The sequence below is a fragment of the Parapedobacter pyrenivorans genome, from assembly GCF_014636865.1.
Lineage (GTDB): Bacteria > Bacteroidota > Bacteroidia > Sphingobacteriales > Sphingobacteriaceae > Parapedobacter > Parapedobacter pyrenivorans.
In genome coordinates, this window is sequence record NZ_BMER01000006.1 from 80662 (window position 1) to 98760 (window position 18099).

16 protein-coding genes are annotated in these 18099 nt (G+C 44.5%); 7 read left to right on the top strand and 9 right to left on the bottom strand.

What is annotated here, in order from left to right; all coding sequences use genetic code 11:
• Nucleotides 1–140 precede the first annotated feature (140 nt).
• Nucleotides 141–1019 (top strand): hypothetical protein, encoded by an 879-nt coding sequence (locus tag IEV98_RS21565; protein ID WP_188508128.1) that lies wholly within the window; start codon nt 141–143, stop codon nt 1017–1019.
• A 459-nt stretch (nt 1020–1478) separates the two neighbouring features.
• Here IEV98_RS21565 and IEV98_RS21570 read toward each other — a convergent pair whose 3' ends face one another.
• The 5 genes from IEV98_RS21570 to IEV98_RS21590 all read right to left on the bottom strand — a co-directional run bounded on the left by IEV98_RS21570 (nt 1479) and on the right by IEV98_RS21590 (nt 9913).
• Complete coding sequence (locus IEV98_RS21570; RefSeq protein ID WP_188508129.1) at nt 1479–3056, bottom strand: TlpA family protein disulfide reductase; 1578 nt, start codon at nt 3054–3056, stop codon at nt 1479–1481.
• Nucleotides 3057–3064: 8 nt separating this feature from the next.
• On the bottom strand, nt 3065–4405 hold the full coding sequence (locus tag IEV98_RS21575) for a RagB/SusD family nutrient uptake outer membrane protein (RefSeq protein ID WP_188508130.1): 1341 nt from the start codon (nt 4403–4405) through the stop codon (nt 3065–3067).
• 17 nt (nt 4406–4422) lie between these two features.
• Nucleotides 4423–7950 carry a SusC/RagA family TonB-linked outer membrane protein gene (locus IEV98_RS21580; RefSeq protein ID WP_188508131.1) on the bottom strand — a complete coding sequence of 1176 codons (3528 nt, stop codon included), beginning with the start codon at nt 7948–7950 and terminating at the stop codon, nt 4423–4425.
• Between the two features lie 139 nt (nt 7951–8089).
• Nucleotides 8090–9259, bottom strand: coding sequence for a FecR family protein (locus IEV98_RS21585; protein WP_188508132.1), 1170 nt, complete (start codon nt 9257–9259; stop codon nt 8090–8092).
• Nucleotides 9260–9334: 75 nt separating this feature from the next.
• On the bottom strand, nt 9335–9913 hold the full coding sequence (locus IEV98_RS21590; protein WP_188508133.1) for an RNA polymerase sigma factor: 579 nt from the start codon (nt 9911–9913) through the stop codon (nt 9335–9337).
• A 350-nt stretch (nt 9914–10263) separates the two neighbouring features.
• Between IEV98_RS21590 and IEV98_RS21595 the strand changes: the two genes are divergently transcribed.
• Nucleotides 10264–10872: a hypothetical protein gene (locus IEV98_RS21595; RefSeq protein ID WP_188508134.1), complete on the top strand. Its 609-nt coding sequence runs from the start codon at nt 10264–10266 to the stop codon at nt 10870–10872.
• 63 nt (nt 10873–10935) lie between these two features.
• Nucleotides 10936–11256, top strand: a complete 321-nt coding sequence (locus IEV98_RS21600) for a hypothetical protein (RefSeq protein WP_188508135.1) — start codon at nt 10936–10938, stop codon at nt 11254–11256.
• A 57-nt stretch (nt 11257–11313) separates the two neighbouring features.
• On the opposite strand, the gene IEV98_RS21605 is transcribed toward IEV98_RS21600, so the two are convergent.
• From IEV98_RS21605 to IEV98_RS21620, 4 genes are all read right to left on the bottom strand, one after another.
• On the bottom strand, nt 11314–11496 hold the full coding sequence (locus tag IEV98_RS21605; RefSeq protein ID WP_188508136.1) for a cold-shock protein: 183 nt from the start codon (nt 11494–11496) through the stop codon (nt 11314–11316).
• 211 nt (nt 11497–11707) lie between these two features.
• On the bottom strand, nt 11708–12565 hold the full coding sequence (locus tag IEV98_RS21610; protein ID WP_188508137.1) for a CE1 family esterase: 858 nt from the start codon (nt 12563–12565) through the stop codon (nt 11708–11710).
• An 8-nt stretch (nt 12566–12573) separates the two neighbouring features.
• On the bottom strand, nt 12574–13167 hold the full coding sequence (locus IEV98_RS21615) for a hypothetical protein (protein ID WP_188508138.1): 594 nt from the start codon (nt 13165–13167) through the stop codon (nt 12574–12576).
• Nucleotides 13157–13633, bottom strand: a complete 477-nt coding sequence (locus IEV98_RS21620; protein WP_188508139.1) for an RNA polymerase sigma factor — start codon at nt 13631–13633, stop codon at nt 13157–13159. Before IEV98_RS21620 ends, IEV98_RS21615 begins: the two co-directional genes overlap by 11 nt.
• Before the next feature lie 270 nt (nt 13634–13903).
• On the opposite strand from IEV98_RS21620, the gene IEV98_RS21625 reads away from it, so the two are divergent.
• The 4 genes from IEV98_RS21625 to IEV98_RS21640 all read left to right on the top strand — a co-directional run bounded on the left by IEV98_RS21625 (nt 13904) and on the right by IEV98_RS21640 (nt 17609).
• A complete protein-coding gene (locus IEV98_RS21625) occupies nt 13904–14638 on the top strand; it encodes a helix-turn-helix transcriptional regulator (protein WP_188508140.1) in 735 nt (244 codons plus the stop codon).
• A 73-nt stretch (nt 14639–14711) separates the two neighbouring features.
• Nucleotides 14712–15245 carry a dihydrofolate reductase family protein gene (locus IEV98_RS21630; RefSeq protein WP_188508141.1) on the top strand — a complete coding sequence of 178 codons (534 nt, stop codon included), beginning with the start codon at nt 14712–14714 and terminating at the stop codon, nt 15243–15245.
• A gap of 782 nt (nt 15246–16027) precedes the next feature.
• Nucleotides 16028–16987 (top strand): alpha/beta fold hydrolase, encoded by a 960-nt coding sequence (locus tag IEV98_RS21635; RefSeq protein WP_188508142.1) that lies wholly within the window; start codon nt 16028–16030, stop codon nt 16985–16987.
• Between the two features lie 43 nt (nt 16988–17030).
• Nucleotides 17031–17609 carry a YdeI/OmpD-associated family protein gene (locus tag IEV98_RS21640; protein ID WP_188508143.1) on the top strand — a complete coding sequence of 193 codons (579 nt, stop codon included), beginning with the start codon at nt 17031–17033 and terminating at the stop codon, nt 17607–17609.
• The last annotated feature ends 490 nt before the right edge of the window (nt 17610–18099 follow it).

The following is an 18099-nucleotide window of genomic DNA, read 5'->3' on the forward strand; positions in this document are numbered from 1 at the left end:
AGATAACAATAAATACTGATCAACAGCATCTGTGATCCGAATGCCATCCCTTCGGTTATTTCGCATGGCTGGAACAGGCATAATGTCAAAACGTTTATGAGTAATTTAAAGAAGCAAAGTGAAACCGTTTCAGACATTTTATGAAGGGTTATAAACAGTTGCTTATTGTTGTCATCTTGATGTGGGCATCAAAACTTATTGCAAGCCCGCAATCGCCCGACTATATCGTTTATGGAAATGATACGGTAGCTACTTACAATCTAATCGTTGAGCAATATCTTCAAAGCCGGAATATCGAAAACAGCGAAACATTGTTTGGTTTAGCATTTAGGGATGGGGCTACCTTTAATTGTTGGCGTGGGTACCAAGCTATTTACGAAATTCAACACGACAGTCTTTTTCTTGTAGACATGATTGGCTGCGGGGAGCTGCAGCATGTAGCGAAAGATAGGGAAGCATCAATTACAAGGATGAAAACCGTTTTTGGGGAAAGTTTTATTGAAGGTAAAGTTTTTATTGATTGGTATAGTGGATACCTCAACTTTCCACTGACGGACGAGGTATTAAGATGGGATGGCGTATTTTATAAAATTTTTGAGAAGGAACGGGTCTTGACGCTTGACAGCGGCCGAGTATCCAAAAATGAATCGGTAGAAAATTATGTCGACGACCCAAAGGGTATCGATCGAAAAGAGAAAAATGAGGTTTCCGATATTTTGTTCCGGAAACTCAAGAGGGAGAAATGGAAAAATCCAGACGCATTTGACTGCTCCGAAGGGTATTGGGTAACAATCGGTGCCGATGGAACGGTATCAAAAGTGCGAATGAATGTATCGGATGAAGAAATCAAAGACTATTACGAGGATGACGAATATAACTTCTGCATAAACAAAATTCGCCATGCACTGAGCTCTTTGAAATTTGACATCTTAAAGGATAAAGGGATACCGATGGCTGAAGATATATTTATTGAGATTTGGGTTGAGGATAATGGAAAGATTGAAAATTGGACAGATTAGTAAACAGATGGATCACTTCGACGAAATCAATAATAGTACCCGATTCTTTATAGAGAAAATTGCTGAGCTACCCGGTAATGGATTGGAAATTCAGATTGTTTTCCCTAGGATGGGGTACGAACAGGATATACTCCGTAGCTACGGGCAAAACGCTCCGCGGACGCCCCATGACATACGATGAGCAAAGTCCTCGTTATCTCATTACATTTGAAAGATATATAGCAACGGATTATGGCCATAATCAATAAGGGTAAAGTTGATGATGGGCTTTGAACATTCAAGGTAACCGTAGACAATGGATGAACTGTGAATCCGCGTTGAGCTAGTCGGCGGCTAAAGTGCACCACTGGGAGTTTTAGGATTGCCCAACGGCACAGGCTCCGAGGACTCGGAGCGCTGTGATCGGGCTTGCAAACACATGATCGTTGCTGCAGCCAACAGGCTGAAATATTGGTTTACTTAGTCCGTTGAGGAACTACGTTGCTTCAACGCTTCGTTTATCCTGGCGATCAACCCCGGCGGATCGTTTTGCCCGAGCTCACTGTATCGATTATTGAAGATTTTACCTTCACGATCGATGAGAATAGGATGCGGATACCCTAAAATCTTCAACGACTCGATAATCGGGTGAACAGCCCCCTTACCATCGGTGTAGAGATTGAGGGCGTCTGAAGAGGTATAAAGCTCACTTTCTAAACTTTTGATCCACTTATCACGATTCCCGTCAATGGATACCGACATAAAGACGACCTCAGGATTGCTTCTGAAGTATTCTTTGGCGGGTTTGACGGACTTTTTAAAATAGGAAGCGCAGTTACTGCAACCGGTATAGAAAAAGTCGATAAAGACAATTTTGCCGCGGAAATCGGACAAGGTCACGACATTACCATCCCTATCTGGCAATGAGAAGTTATACACAGGGGCACCTTTTTCAAGGTGTTGAAGCGATAGTAAGCATTGCTTGTTGGTTTCGTCATGAACCAGCTGCAACGCATCCCGAAGATACGATTGGGCACTATCCGCAAGCAGGTGACTATACTGCTCGGACAAGTATTTGGTGAGCAGGCGTTCCCTGAGCAATCCCGTGTACCGCTGCTTGAGGAGCGGGTAAAGGCCACTCCCAGACAACGTGCCTTCAACGCGTATTTTGCTAAGTGTAAAATCCAGTAAACGATATGAACCGTATGCACCGGAGGTCTTATTGGTATCGGGAAGAGGTACGTCTCGAACCAATTCGTGATACCTCGAGTCAAATCCAGCCCTGTCGGAGTCTGTAATTTTTTTGGTAGCAAATATTAACGGGCGGTATAAATATGTGTAACTGATTTCGGCCAGCAATTCATTGCGTAAGACGCGAAACAGCTCTGGAGAGCACACCGGTGTGAAACGGTTGAGCCAATTCAACTGCGCGCTGGCAATGTATTGGTATCGGTCAAAAATACGCTCGATCTCGGAGTTTTCTTGGCCCGAATCTTCCTGCAGTGCTTGGTGCCAGGCATAGTATTCGGAAGCCAAGTCATTGGCCTTCTTTTCCGCAATTTTCCACATATTATATTTGCCAGCCCCCTTCCCCAAAAAAAACAATTGATCGTTTTCGATCAACCGACCACTGTCTGAAACGGTGTTGATGTTGGTCAATTCAATAAAATTGGCGGTCACGTTGATACTGTCTCCCCGTTGGCTTAAATATCTATTGAATAGATGTCTATGCTGACCATTCCACTTATCGTAGGCGAGCGAAATGTAAACGATGTCACTGGTAGGCTTGATGGAGAAATGGAACTGACCATCAACCAAGATTTGCTGGTAAGAAGTTGAACTTTTGGCATGTAAACGCCGTAGCGGGGGCATGCTCTCCCAAACAAATAAGGTGACCGTGTCAATGCCTGCGATGGCGCCACGGAAAGTTCCGGAGATGGAAATGCTATCTGATTGTGACATTACGTTGTCTCCGGTAGCGTATGCCGTAAATTGGCCAGCTAGGAATAGCGGAAGCATGGCCGCTGTTATAACGAGTGTTTTGATGAATTTGTTCATGATGTATATTATCTGGGGTTCTGTTCCATACCTGTAAGCCTAATTTCTTCCTCATCGATGGGTAATACATACCGCATATCGTCAGAAGCTAATTCGATCTTTTCTCCAAGAACCACCCGGTTGATGGTTTTTGCGAATCGGGGATCGCGGTTTAACCGACGCAGATCTGTCCACCTGACTCCCCGGAAAAGCAGCTCCTTTCTCCGCTCATCCAGCACGGTGGCGAGTAGACGCTCAGGGTCGCTTTCCTGAATCGGCGTAAACAGTGACGGATCCCATCGCTGTGCTAACAACACATTGAGGTGCGCTAGACCGGCTGAAGCATGGCCCGTTCGGATGCTGGATTCTGCGGCTATCAGGTACATTTCGTCTAGCGCCAGACCGGAAAAGAGTATGTGGTTGCCGCCGTAGTGCCCCCGGAATCTTGGCTGGTTATTAACGAGGGTGAAGAATAGGAGTTTTCGCAAGTCGCCTTGTCCATAGCTGTCGTAAAGCGTTTGGTCAATAAATGACTTGCGCAACGCGCCATAGTTAATCCCGCCGGAGTGGTAGATGACTTCATCGTTAAAGATGACGAAAGGATATACGGGCGCCGAGGACACCTGATGATAGGGAAGCAGGGATCCCGCACCTTCCAGCGCCCGCTCAGCATGTAAAAGGGCTTGCTCATAATCCTCCATGGTGAGAAACACCCGTGCCAGGAGTGCATCTGCAGCCTGTTTACCCGGCCTGAGTTTGTTTGCCGGAACTTCCGGCAGCAGCGTATGCGCTTCATTCAGATCTGTGATGATCTGACGATACGTCTCAGCCACGGTACTGCGGAAAATAGGTGCATTGATGTCGGATCGGAGCGGCAACGGAATGCCCGGCATATCTTCGGTCTGCCCGGTCACAAAGGGCTGGCAGAAAAGGGAAGCCAACTGGTGAAAAGCAAATGCCCGGTAGAACAGGGCGTTAGCCTTGGCATTGTTCCATGCAGCACTTCCTTTTTCGCTGGTCAATTGATCAAGGCCGTCGAGCACTACATTTGATTTCAGCACCCGCTGGTAGGCATATCGCCAGGAAGTATTGACGTTATCTGGGTAGAAATCTTCGCGCGCCCAGGTATAAGGTTTCTGCTCCCATTGTGTCAGGGAGAGGTAGTCAGCATCTGTAAAGTAAAGGTCATCGGCACCCAACTCGCCGAATGACGCAGCGTCGTTGCTGGTAAACAGGTTGTTATTTAAAAGCGACTGGTAGTCTGATACCGCTAAGGGTACGACGAGTGCTTTATCTGGTTTGGTAGCCAACCAATCTTTGCCGCATGCCGAAAGTAAACATGCGGCGACTATACATATCAGGTGTTTCATGTTCGCTGTTCTGTTAATTAAAAACTTGCCTTTACACCCAGCGCAAATGTCCTGGGTGGGGGCAGCGTACTCACGCCTCCGCTTGAGGGAACATAGTCGGGATCATACCCCTGTTTATTCGCTCGCCACAGAATGCCTAGGTTGTTGGTGTAAAAGAAACAATGCAGGTCTCGGAGCGGCAAAGCCGCACGGGGTTTGAAGGTATAGCCAAAATAGACGTCCTGAATCCGTATATGGTCACCTTTTAGCACGTTGACCTCGGATTGGGCATAGAAGAGATCCCGGTCGCTATTCGCGGGGTATACCAGCGAGGGTACATCGGTTAGTTGCTCATCTCCCGGATTTTGCCACCGATTAACGTAGTCGTTGTGCCCCCGGATGTAGTCGTAGGTAGACATGGAGCCGTACGATAGCGCCGGACGCCGAAAATAATAGCCGGCCTTGTAGCTCAACTGCACCGCCAATTCGAAACCTTTGTATGTCCATCTGTTGGTCAGTCCGCCAAATGCCGCAGGTCGCTGCCGACCGTGGTAAACGAGATTATCGACCGACACACTTCGCATATTCTGATAGTCGGAACTGACCGAACCGTCTGCAAGATAACCTTGAGGGTCGCCCGTTTCGGGGTTTAACCCAGCCCAACGGAAACTGAATAACGGATACACGGGTTTGCCCTCCAGGGGTACGTTGCTAACATCATTCATATACTGTGCGCCCGATAACAGACTGCTTTCGTACCGAACAACCCGGTCATTGGTGTAACTGAAGAGAAACGTGGTTCTCCACCTCAGGATGCCAGTAAGATTTTCGGACGTAAGTTGAATGTCGACCCCATTGCCTCGGATAGTCGAATAATTACCACGAAAGGAGCTCACGCCAGAGGTTGTAGGCATGATTTTGTCGCCGATCATGTCAGTGCCGCGCCGGTCGTAATATTCCAACGAACCAAACAAGCGATGATTTTTCGTGGCAAAATCAATCGCCCAGTTAATCATACGCGACTTTTCCCAACGCAGCTCGGGGTTTCCCAGGTTAGAAATGTCTGCGTAGGGTAGATTAATCCGGCTGTTATTAGCGTAATACCTGAACGTGGTAATGCCGGTGACAGATCGATCCAGATTCCCGTTGTAGCCGTAGGTCATACGGATCTTTAGCTCAGGCAACCACGCCAAATCATAAAAGTCTTCTTTAGACAGTTGCCACAGCAAACCTGAAGACCATAAGGGTAGGACGCGTTGGTTGGCTTGGACACCGAAATAATTGGAGGCGTCTGTTCGGCCACTAATGGACAGGGTATACCGCTTCCGATAGGTGTATGCAGCATTGCCAAACCACGAACGAAAGCGGTCGGCGGTCCCGGTAGCACCGAGCCCCGACGGGATGCTGCCATAGCCATTGGGATAGAGTGGAAACTGGGCGAGGTAGTTCGCATTGGTGAACGTACCGACGTCGTCATTGTAGCCATACATGATTTGCGAATAACCTTCTGAATTCGTCGCGGACACCTCCACGCCGGCTAGCGCTGTGACTTCGTGTAATTCCTTCTCAAAGGCGTACCCCAATTGGGTGCGGAAATGGTGCGAATGCAGAACACTATTGGTGCGGGATAGGATATCACCCAACGGCATATTGTATCCGACTACCTGTCCGTTTTCAACGATGGAGAACGAATTAATCTGTCGGCGTGTATCATAACTGCTAATATCGCTTAGTATCCGGGTTTGGCCCATGTTGCGTTGGTATTGGTACTTTGCCCAAACCTCCAACCCCTTCCAGAATTTGTAAGATAACCCGGTATTGGCACGTACATCCCAGTGAGTTGTCGTCCAGTCGATCGTTCCCTGCTCTTTCAGCGGATAATAGCTCCAATCAAGAAACCCCATCCCGGAGATAGAGTCGATAAATCGACTATCATATTGGCGGTCTATAGGCAAAGGCGTCCCCGATTCGTCAGCAAACCGGGTGTACGGATAAAAACCACTATTGAGTTGGGTGTTACCCAGGGTGTGATCTTGTGCAGTGGCGGTATGGATGATGTTGATCCCCGTCTGAATTTCCAAATTTGCTGTTGGGAAAAACCGTTGCTGTGAATTGAGCGTGATGCGGCTATAATCGTTGTCTTTGATGCTTTCCAGGTTTCGATCGAACCCTCCGGACACATAATACGATGCCTTATTACCCCCTCCGCTCACGCTCAGCGCATGTTGTTGCCTGATCGCATTACGGTAGAAAAAAGTGAGCATGTCGTCTCGCACGTCGCTATTCCGATATAATGATATCGCCCTTTCCTTTTCATCAGCAGTTGCTCCGCTGGCAAGAATCTTGACCACAGGAGATATAATCGGATACTGGATATCATTGCTGAAGAGGTCGTTGTACTTGCCCTGATTGTATAAATAGATCTCGGCATCGACGTAGTCAGTAGATCGGAAGTAATCAGGGTTGTATTGGAGGTTTGGTTTATCAACGATGGTGACATTAGACGTCACCGTGAGCTTTAAAGGCTGGTTCAGCCGGCCTGTCTTCGAGGTGACCACGACAACCCCATTACCGGATCTGGCACCCCAGATCGAGGAGGCAGCTGCGTCTTTTAAGACCGTAATGTCAGCGATATCATTGGGATTTAAATCCAGGATGTTTCCGCTGTACGGAAAGTTGTCTACAATAATCAGCGGTTGGTCATCGGCGAATAGGGTACTTCTGCCTCGGATATTAATGTCCAACTCACGATTTGCCACCGCTAGTGTGTTCCTGTTGAACACCAGCCCGCTTGTAATCCCCTCCAGTTTGGAAACCATATCCGTGGAGACCCGGTTTTCATAAAGGGCCTGGTCGGGCTTGGCAAAGCTACCTGTTACCCGCTCTTTGGGAAGCGTTTGATACCCCGTATTCACCATCACCTCCACTTCCTCCAGTTCGCTATGAAAAACCTTCAACACCACGGTACTTACGTTGGCCGCGGCGACGATGGTGGTGGCAACATGCCCGATATAGGATATTTCCAGTTGATACCCTTCTGGCACATTGTTCAATTCAAAATATCCATGCTCATCGGTTTTCGTCTGCAGTGTCGTCCGCTTTCCCTCGATATTGAGCACACGCACACTGGCTCCCGCCAAGGGGTTACCCACGCTGTCCACCACCCGGCCGCGCACCTCGGGATAGGCGCGGACGAGCCGTTCTTCGGGCGGATGTATGCCGACGGCGGGCTGGTTGGCAGGCTCCTTTCGTCTCACCAGCACAGTGTGGTCTGCAATGGCGTAAGTGAGGGGTTGCCCCTCAAAACAGACTGCTAGTGCCTGTTCCATCGTAGCGTTATCAAGTGCTACGCGGATAGGCTTGGCCATCCGGAGATCCTTATCGGCATAAACAAAGTCGTAGCCGGTCTGCCGGGCTATCGATTTGATAGCCGCACGCAGGGTAATGTTGTTTTCATGAAGGCTAACCTGCGCAATGGAGGTGGCGTGTACCTGCAGCAAGGTGGCGGTCAGCAAAAAGAAAATGGTGCGCATCACTCGCCAAGTTTGCGTATATCTTTTTTTCATTAACTTTGAACGTGTTTGGTTAATTCGTTACTAAAATTTCTATTCCGGAAATGGTAGATCGTGTACCAAACGCTCCGGCGGAAGGGGTCTCAAGCACTTCCGCCATCTTTTTGTACCGATCCCGTATGGGTAGCGGCTTTTACATAACGGTGATCCTCCTTCCTTCAATCTTGAAATCTACGGCCTGTGTGAACCGTATCTTTTCCAATATTGCACCAATTTGCTCTTGCCGACTGATCGAACCGGTGAAGGTGCTATAGGTCTTATCGCCTGCATAAACGACTTCGACATCGTACCAGCGGGCGAGTTTCCTCATGATGGATTCCAAGGGTTCCTGATCGAAAACGAATTTGCCATCTTTCCAAGCGGTGTAGGGTTCGATGTCGACTTGCTTCGTTTCGATAACGCCATTTGCCAGTATCCCCTGCTCTCCGGGTACCAGTGAGATGCTTGCACCGGTGGCGCCTGCGTTGAGCCTGATCTTGCCCTCCGCCAGTGTGGTCCTGGTCTCAGGCTCGTCGGTATAGGCCGATATGTTGAATTGCGTACCGAGCACTTCGACGGTTTGGTTTGTCGTCTTGACAAGAAAAGGCGCCAACGGGGCCTCATGGCTGTTGTCTAGCGGCTGTCGTCTAATATCAAAATACGCTTCGCCTTCCAGCTCCACCATGCGTTTCTTCCCATCAAACCGGCTCGGGTACCTCAACGAAGATGCCGCATTAAGCCAGACCTTAGAGCCGTCGGGGAGTGTGATTTGGTAGCTGCCGCCTTTTGGAGTGCTTAGAACATAGTATCCAGTACTTAGCCCCTGTGGGTCGGCCTGCCCCAACTCCGTGTTCCCTTCGTTTTCGTTCCATACATCGGTCCCATCGGAATAGGTCATCTTATCTCCCACCACAATACCGGTCTGCGCTTTGTTCAAATCAATCGTCCGCCCATCGGCCAGCGTGAGCGAGGCGCGGTTACCGCCGGGGGCGATATCGGTGGTAACGAGCATTTTGTTTATTGCCTGTTTTCTCGTGTCTGAAATGAACCACGTGCCAACGGCCAATGCGATGAGGGCCACTGCTGCCGCGTACGGCAGCCACCGTAAGCGTTTGTACGTCGGCTTTTGAGCCGATCCGGTGATCATCGGCGCGATGCGGCGATAGGTCCGTTGGAAATCGCGCTTGATAAGGTGTCGCGATGCAGGCTCGGCGGGTTGGTCTAACACATGCAGGTAATACCGTTGGATTTGCGCTTTCTCCTCTGGCGTACTCGTACCCTGGAGGTACTTTTCGAGCAATTGTTTGATTTCTTCCGCTTTCATTATTTATAATAAGCGCGAAGTCCCATAAAATCCCGAAAAAAATAAAAAAAGTCAGGCAAGCGTATATAAGCACCTTTAAGGCGCCATGCATAGGATCAAAATGGATAGCCCGAGATGCAAACGGATGTCTTTTGCCGATTTCGCCAGTAAATTTTTCACGGTCTTTTCGCTGACCCCAAGCATTTCCGAGATTTGCTGGTAATTATAACCCTCCAAGTGGTAATACACGAAAGCTTGGCCGGCTTTCCCAGGGATATCGGTAGCTAGGTTCCGAATACGGGCGATTAGTTCCTTTTCAAACAGGAGTTCATCAACCGTATTGTGTTCCTGCTGCAGGTAGTCACGTAATCCCTGCTCGTATTTGCTGAAGGTCTTCCGGTTTCTTAGTTGCTCAAGAAAAGCATAATGCACGCTTTTGTGCAGATAGGCCAACAGATTCCTGTTGGCATCGAGGTTTTTCCTATTTGTCCAGAGATTGACGAATATGTACTGGACAATTTCATGACTATCGTCCTCGTCTTGAGTCAGCTGATAGGCGTGTCGGTATAGACTGCCGTGGAATTGGGCATATATGGTATCGAAGGCATCGTGATCACCCGCTTTCAAGCGCGAAACTATCGACGTTCCATTCCCTAGCGTGGTTTCGGCCTTCACGATGACAATACCTCCTTTACCTCGTATGCGCCCATGGATTTCGCTGTAGTGAAAAAGGGGACGCCGACGGTGTATTTCCTAGACATGGGGCTAAGATACAATTTTTTGCTGCCCGGCATATATCAAGTATGCACAGGAAACTCCAGAAGTAGCAGTGGGTCTGACCTCCTCCCGAAATCCCAGTCATGCTAAAGTAGAGAATTCGGCCTACAAATCTAACCTGTCGTAGCGATTAAAATTATATTTATATTGCCGCTTTTTTATAGAAAGGTAAATAGCTTAGTAAATGAAACGGTTATCGATATGTAGCGAACAATTAGAATACAGCGTTTAATAAAAAAATAGAAAATATGAAGCTAATAAAATACCTAAAAAACCATCATCTGATTTTACTGTTAGCTCTTCCCCTTTTTTTTGCGGCGTGTGACAAGGAGGGAAACCCTCTACCTAGCGGTTACAAGTTAGAAATCCAGAAAGATGGCATAAACTTCATTGATGAAATACCTACCATACTTCCACCAGGTGCAAAAGATGGCCCGGAACTAACATACACTGTTTCGTCTCCAGGCTATCAAACGAAAGAAAGTTTAAGTCTGCGTTCTTCACCTTACAAAAAGGGCAACCGCAATAATAAGGAATTCAGTCTTTTCCTTTATCACCCCATGCAAGGAGGGATTGAACTCAATAAGCAATACAACATAAAGCCAATACGGGGAAAAGAAATCGTCGTGAAGGGGAAAGATGATGGTTTTAGTGATTTCGAAAGTGGCGAACCTTTTTTCAGATACATCGTAGATTATGACAAGACATATTATGGCACTGGCTTCATAGCCTTTACAAAGTATGGGAAAAATCAAAATGGTACCACCGTAGCAGAAGGTTCCATTGATTTCTCTGTTCCGAATGAAAACGGCGGCAGTATAATAATTAAAGGAACGTTCAACTTACCTGTAAGATAATCGTTATTAGCCCGAAACATGCCCCTGATTCGGCGCTAAATCTATACCCATTTATAATTGATTATGAAAAGTATCTGTTTTCTGATTGGCATCGCGGCGATTACCCTATTCTCCTGCGACAAAGCACCTCAATTACGCTTGGACGGCGTGCCCGAATCGGTAACGCAACTTATTGACGACAACTGCGTCTGTGAACCGCGAATCGGCTTGTTTAAATGGGATGGACGGTCGTTTTATGTGCACTGGTTTATCGGCCCTGCCTGCAATACGATTGCCAGCATTTTCGACGAGCAAGGCAATCCAGCAGAGCTCACCGACGACGAACGGCAAGCCTTTTGGGAAGAAAAGAAACTGCTTAAAATGATTTGGGTCTGCGGGGAATAAGGTAACGAAAAGCAAAGCCCCGAAACAGAAACAATCGGGGCTTGTGAGTCGATGCTCCTAACGTTTTACCACCGCTGTGGCCTGCATGCCACGAGGGCTCCGCGTGGGGGTGTACGATACCTTATCGCCTATGCTCAGTTCCGTAGTTGGCTCGGCAAAGCTGTTCACGTGTACAAAAAGGCGCTCCTGGGTTTGGATCGAAATAACTGACAACGCCAGTAGGTATGGCATCAGGGTCATCGGGGAGCGCCTTGGGGACGTCGATGACAATGTCTTCCACTGCTGCCTTATAGGCGTCTTTCGGCAGACCCGAACCGACTGGTATCGTTTACAGTAAATATAACACGCGATCCTCGATGGGACGGTGTTCGAGGTTTAATGAGGGCGTGACGGTCTAATCTACACTTAGTGGTCGAAAAAAACTCTACAGACGAAATATACGCTTGTGAAATTAGTTTTGATTATTAAAAAATTCCCACATAAATTCATTTATATCAAGCTCCTTGGATGTTAGGCCAATTGGCAACCCAATGTTAAATGTATCTGCACCGGGCCAAGTGTGACCTCCATTCGCTACTGAAATCAGCACAACCGACTTATTTTTAGACGATGCTTCCAAGATCTCAACCGATGTATCGTCTTCTGGAATATTATCTATCTTAGTCAGCCTTTCATCCGTAAATGTTTCGTCCTTCCAATAGTTATACGAATTCAATGCTGAATAATATCCGCCGTCCTTTCCCTCGTAATCCACTATTTTATCAGCCCTGCCATGCACCATAAGCATTCCGATTTCCTTTCTATTCGAATGGTGGTAGGCAACAGAGTCCGGGAGGGGTGCTCCCACGCTGGCAACGGCAGAAAAGCGATGCGGTAGTTCGGCAGCAATTCGATGGCAGAAGAAGCCGCCTCTTGACAACCCCGTTGCAAAAACTTTTTTGCTATTTATTTTATAATCTTTTTCAATTTGGGTTAATAGCGCGTCTGTAAAGCCGATATCGTCTGTCCCATTCTGGTAAGACATCCCAAAGCCTACATTCCAATCTTCGTCGATGCCTTTGGGATAAACTACAATAAAACCATATTTATCAGCAGTCTGATTAAGTTTGGTATATAGCATCTGCTCGGCAGGCGTCATACCGCCTCCATGGAAATTGAAAATTACCGGATAATTTTTTTGAGCATCGTAGTCCTTGGGTGTATACACGATATATCTGCGTTTGGTTTCTTTGTATTGAATGGTTTTGGTTTGAGCAAAACCAAAGCTTGACATGCCAATAAATACGAGTAATAACAGTACGTTTTTCATAATTAATTCTAATTGTTTGAGTTTTTTAAAATGCTATCTATTCTGCGTAAAAATGTTTCGTGCTTTCTTGTTCGCCTTTTCTCATAAGCGGGTTTTAGTATTGCCCAAAGAATGGCAAGCGCCCCTAACAATGTTGCAATGCTGATTATAGATGATCTTTGCGATTGAAGAAACTTATCGAGGAAATAAAAAAATGATGCAATCATGAAAAGGCTAAGACAAATACAGCCTGTTAGCGATTCCACGTGCTTGCGTTTCATTTCTCTGTATGCTATACCTTTCATGAAATCCAGGCTATTTAGTAGATATTCCTTCTTTTGTTTAGTGATGCTTTTCCACGAATAGCCAAACAAGTAAATCGATGTAAACAAGATGATGTATTCTGAAATGCTTTTATAAATGCTGTTCAATTCATCCGTATAAACAACATAGCACACCATAAGAACCGAGCATACTATAACCGCCGAAGACCATAGTAGTAGGCGATTTTTCTTTTGTTTTCTCAGATAAGCTATTTCTGTTTGTAGCCGGTTGTAATCTGCAAGCACCAAACCATCACGGCCATGCCAGGCTTTTTTTATTCGCTCAAAATCAGTACGCATCGCTTTTCATTTTTTTTGATAAGGTTTCTTTTATCCTATGTATTTTGACCCTCACATTTGCATGACTTAGCCCCACGATTTCCGCTATTTTTTCCTGATTGACTTCTTCAAGGTAGAGACCGATGATGATGCGGTCCAACTCGGTAAGCTCACTGATGTATTTATGCAGTTTAGCGAAATCTCCCTCTTCCATCGCTGTTTCAGTGTCTTCTATATGCGAAAAGTCATAGTCATAAATTAAGTTGCTTTTTTTCTCGTTTTCGAGCTGTCGCAAACATTTGTTGCTGGCAATTCGATAAATCCATCCAGCCATGTTATCTGTGTTTTTCAGCGATTTCAAGTGTTCAAATACAGTAACAAATGTGTCTTGTGTAACATCTTTTGCCTTGTCCGCATCATTAAAATATCCTAGGCATACCCTGAATATTTTGGGTGAATACAGCTTATATAAATATTCGAAATCCATTTAATGTAAAATACAATAATTGCAGAATGTTACAGCCACCGCCTGAAAACTTCATCCAAAACAGATGACGACAAAGGAAAAATCTAAATTGGTTTTTCTTCGGTTACTATAATCGGGAATTTATTAACTAACGGCCCATGTACTCCTTCCGTCATACTTCTATTTTCTCCCTGGCATCCTCCAGTGATTAATTTGTATTTTTGTTATAGAATTTGAATGGATTTTTAACAAAACCATTCGGTAGTCATTGCCAACTAATCGCAATCAAACATGGAGTATAGAGAAACAATACCAAGTAAAGCACTGACACCATACATTCATAGCTTTTGGGAGTTGATAGGCGAAAATAAAGACAAACAATGGGAAAGGAATTTTCCGGATGGTTGTGCAGGATTAGTGATCAATTTGGGAGATACCTGCATCACAGATAATGGAATGGTGAAAATGGACTTTGGAAAAACATACGTTGTTGGTGCAATGAGATCTTTTAAAGATAGTTTAATTGAGGAAAGCACACATTTGTTTGGCGTATGTTTAAAACCTGCAGTATTCTCGAATTTCTACGATTACGCCCCTCAAAGTGAAATAATAGACCAAACCGTTCAACTCGAAAAAGCATATTCCTTTGATATCGATACGCTCATTAAAAACCCAATTCACTATTTGAATAATTTTTTTATTAACCGACTGCAAATTAGAAATGGACTTTTAAAATCGGTCATTGACGATATTCACCAAACGCAAGGTCAATCAAGTATAAACGAAATTGCCAAAAAAAACTTCACAACAGTACGGCAATTAGAGCGAAATTTCAAAATACAAATTGGCATTACCCCAAAAGAATATTCTCGTATCGTTCGCTTTCAAAATGCTTTGTCTAAAATAAAAAATTCTACTCAAGAAACGAGTTTGTTAGCTATTGCATTTGAATGTGGTTATTATGACCATTCGCACCTAACCAATGATATTAAAAGGAATACAGGACTGCCCCCCTCTCAGATTTAATTCTGTCGCATTTTTACAAAGTACCAACGGTCATATAGAACTACCTTTGTAGAAACTTTAAAATTTAAGACGAATGCGTAAAATATCTCTTTTCATTGCAATGAGCTTAGACGGTTACATTGCAAAGCCTAATGACGACCTTAGCTTCCTAAAACTTGTAGAAAAAGAAGGTGAAGATTATGGCTATGCCAAATTTAATGAGACAATCGACACGTTAGTTATTGGCAGAAAAACTTATGATTATGTACAGAAAGAAGTCGGTGTTTCTCATTACGACAACGGACAAAGAGACGTTTATGTCATAACAAGAAACCAAAGGCCAACGGTGGGTAGAACAATTTTTTACACAGGAAATCTCCCCGATTTGATTAAGAGACTAAAATCTGAAAATGGAAAGAATATTTATTGTGACGGTGGTGCAGAAGTAATAAATGAACTATTGAAACACGACTTAGTAGATGAGTTTATAATCTCGGTTATACCTATTCTATTGGGTAATGGAACAAGACTTTTTAAGGACGGAAGACCTGAGCAAACACTTGAGTTCATAACAGCAAAAACATTTGAAACAGGATTGACACAACTGCATTACATTAAAAAACATTGAGTAGTATACACATCGTTTGTAATAAATCATCACGCCAAAATAGGGGTTATAAAAAACTTATGATATAAGTTGTATAGAAAGCGATGGAATTATTCTGAAATAATTCCATCGTGATTGTAGTTAAAAAAAATGAGGTTCCGCTGTTCGGAAGTGTTCTACAACGGATAGGTACTGGAAGCTTTAATTTACAGCGTAAATCATTCGCTGGCGATTATAAACAAAAATGAACATAGAAACAACGTACCATCTTGACGAGCGTGATTATTTGGCTTATCAACTATTTACGGCTTCAACCAATGGAAGAATCAAAAGGAAACCCCAAAAACAAATTGTACAATCTCCAAGAGCTTCAGCGGACAATATACGAATTGACTCAGCTGCTGGAAATTAACCACACAAAAAACGAGAATTGGGTTTGGAGATAGGGCATTTACGACTAACTATTCGATTAATTGTAGACACATGAGAATCAACCTAAATATAATTTGGATTTCGGCCTGTTTACTATTCTGCCCTAGCAAAGAAATACAAAAAACTCAAGTTGGAAAAAGCCACGAGCCGACTCCCTAATTAAATTGGAACTGATCCAAGTGTACTTGAGCATGCATACCGAAATGATGATATCTGTTGATGGAGAGTAGGCATGCTTACCGATAATTTTGACCCTTACAACGTGACCGTATAAGCGCATTTTGAAAAATATCACTAATTTATTTTAGCCCTGACACAGGGTTGTCACTTGACCATATAAGTTTGCATCATTAATCTTTAAAATATAAAAAATGGCAAACGAAATCAATTCAACCAATTTTCCCAAACCCACGCTTATTTCAGTTAACGGTGTGGAACTGGAAGTCTTTGAAGCAGGTAAACAAAATGCTGGAAAACCTATTGTATTCTGTCACGGCTTTCCAGAACATGCTTTTTCTTGGCGCCATCAGGTGCCTGCACTTGTTGCAGCTGGCTATCATGTTATCATCCCGAACCAGAGAGGTTATGGCAACTCATCCAGTCCGACAGAAGTAACGGAATACGACATTGAACACTTGACAGGTGACCTGGTTGCACTACTCGATTACTTTGGATATGAAGATGCCACTTTTGTTGGTCACGATTGGGGTGCAAATGTTGTTTGGAGTTTGGCGCTATTGCATCCTGAACGGGTAAATAAAGTGATAAATTTGGCTTTGCCTTACCAAGAGCGTGGAGAAAAACCATGGATTGAGTTTATGGAAGCAATATTTGGAGGAGACTTCTATTTTGTTCACTTCAATAGACAACCGGGAGTAGCAGATGCTATAATGAATAAAAACGCATCCCAGTTTCTCCGTAACATATTCCGCAAAAACGTACCTCCGACACCACCAGCCCCCGGAATGCTAATGATAGATCTTGCAAGAGCAAAAAAACCACTTGGGGAACCCTTAATGGACGACAACGAACTGTCTGTGTTCGTTTCTGCCTTCGAATCATCGGGGTTTACAGGTAGTATAAATTGGTACAGAAACCTTGATAGAAACTGGCACTTAATGGCGGATGTAAAACCAATCATTCATCAGCCGACTCTTATGATATATGGTGAACGGGATACAATTCCAAAGGGTGAAAACCTGAAGAATATCGTTCCTAATTTGGATGTTGTTAGTCTGGATTGTGGTCATTGGATTCAGCAAGAAAAGCCGGAGGAAACAAACCAAGCAATTTTAAAATGGCTAGCACCTGAAAGCCCCAACTTTACATAGCCTCGTGAGCGGCAAGCAATAGAACGAAAAAAAGTCGCAGTATATGACTAAACTAAATACTATTCCTATTGTGGAATTCAAAACCGCTGAAACATTTGAAACCTGGCTCGTAAAGAATCACGATAACTCAAATGGGCTTTGGATCAAAATATTTAAGAAAGATTCCGGGAAAAAGACCATCAGCTATGCAGAAGCACTTGATGTAGCGCTTTGCTACGGGTGGATTGATGGTCAAAAACAAGCATATGACGAACAAGCCTGGCTACAAAAGTTTTGCCCCCGAAGAGCAAAAAGTATTTGGTCCAAAATAAATATTGGACATATCGAAAGATTAATTGGTGAAGGAAGAATGAGACCCGAAGGATTAAAAGCTGTCGAAAAAGCCAAAGCAGACGGCAGGTGGGAAAAGGCATACGATTCTCCAAGCAAAATGATCATCCCTGAAGACTTTCTAAAAGAACTTAGCAAAAACGAAAAAGCAGAAGCGTTCTTTAGGGGTCTCAATAAGACGAATCTGTTCTCCATTGGATTTCGACTTCAGACCGCAAAAAAACAAGAGACAAGAGAAAAGCGTATGAAAGAAATTATTGAAATGCTGGAAAAGGGTGACAAATTCCACTAAATGATAAACAACCCAATTTCAATTACCCCGAATTGGGGGTAATTGAAATATACAACGAACAAGTTGTAAAATGAAATTTTCGTTTCCATATTTAAACTTATTAGTTTATATAATTATAGCAAATACTGCTTAGTCAACTAAAAAGTTTGAAACATGGCAAGAACGATGCAGAACGCCACCCGAAGGTTACCTATGTGCAAAGGAAGATTTCATTGTTTGAATTGAGTCTGTGTTCTGTGACTAGCCCCTCCTTTTCGTCATATTCATAAGTTTCCCTGGACTGTAAGGTGCCGTCACCTTCCGCTCCAATATGCACCACGGATTCCGGGGCAAAGTACACGAGTCTGTAAGGGTTGTTTAGGATAGGTTGGTTTTCTGATTGATTTTCAGGGACTGCCATTCCGACACAAAGTACACCAATAATCCCGCTACAAAGTGCACCATTGGGAGTTTTAGGATTGCATAAGTTAGGGGTCGACAAGATCTCCTA

Excerpts from the sequence above, each read along its gene's own strand:
- IEV98_RS21570 (WP_188508129.1), bottom strand. The coding sequence starts at position 3,056 with ATGAACAAATTCATCAAAACACTCGTTATAACAGCGGCCATGCTTCCG.
- IEV98_RS21635 (WP_188508142.1), top strand. The coding sequence starts at position 16,028 with ATGGCAAACGAAATCAATTCAACCAATTTTCCCAAACCCACGCTTATT.
- IEV98_RS21605 (WP_188508136.1), bottom strand. The coding sequence starts at position 11,496 with ATGACCCTGATGCCATACCTACTGGCGTTGTCAGTTATTTCGATCCAA.
- IEV98_RS21575 (WP_188508130.1), bottom strand. The coding sequence starts at position 4,405 with ATGAAACACCTGATATGTATAGTCGCCGCATGTTTACTTTCGGCATGC.
- IEV98_RS21620 (WP_188508139.1), bottom strand. The coding sequence starts at position 13,633 with ATGGATTTCGAATATTTATATAAGCTGTATTCACCCAAAATATTCAGG.
- IEV98_RS21565 (WP_188508128.1), top strand. The coding sequence starts at position 141 with ATGAAGGGTTATAAACAGTTGCTTATTGTTGTCATCTTGATGTGGGCA.
- IEV98_RS21600 (WP_188508135.1), top strand. The coding sequence starts at position 10,936 with ATGAAAAGTATCTGTTTTCTGATTGGCATCGCGGCGATTACCCTATTC.
- IEV98_RS21595 (WP_188508134.1), top strand. The coding sequence starts at position 10,264 with ATGAAGCTAATAAAATACCTAAAAAACCATCATCTGATTTTACTGTTA.
- IEV98_RS21630 (WP_188508141.1), top strand. The coding sequence starts at position 14,712 with ATGCGTAAAATATCTCTTTTCATTGCAATGAGCTTAGACGGTTACATT.
- IEV98_RS21585 (WP_188508132.1), bottom strand. The coding sequence starts at position 9,259 with ATGAAAGCGGAAGAAATCAAACAATTGCTCGAAAAGTACCTCCAGGGT.
- IEV98_RS21640 (WP_188508143.1), top strand. The coding sequence starts at position 17,031 with ATGACTAAACTAAATACTATTCCTATTGTGGAATTCAAAACCGCTGAA.
- IEV98_RS21580 (WP_188508131.1), bottom strand. The coding sequence starts at position 7,950 with ATGAAAAAAAGATATACGCAAACTTGGCGAGTGATGCGCACCATTTTC.
- IEV98_RS21615 (WP_188508138.1), bottom strand. The coding sequence starts at position 13,167 with ATGCGTACTGATTTTGAGCGAATAAAAAAAGCCTGGCATGGCCGTGAT.
- IEV98_RS21610 (WP_188508137.1), bottom strand. The coding sequence starts at position 12,565 with ATGAAAAACGTACTGTTATTACTCGTATTTATTGGCATGTCAAGCTTT.
- IEV98_RS21625 (WP_188508140.1), top strand. The coding sequence starts at position 13,904 with ATGGAGTATAGAGAAACAATACCAAGTAAAGCACTGACACCATACATT.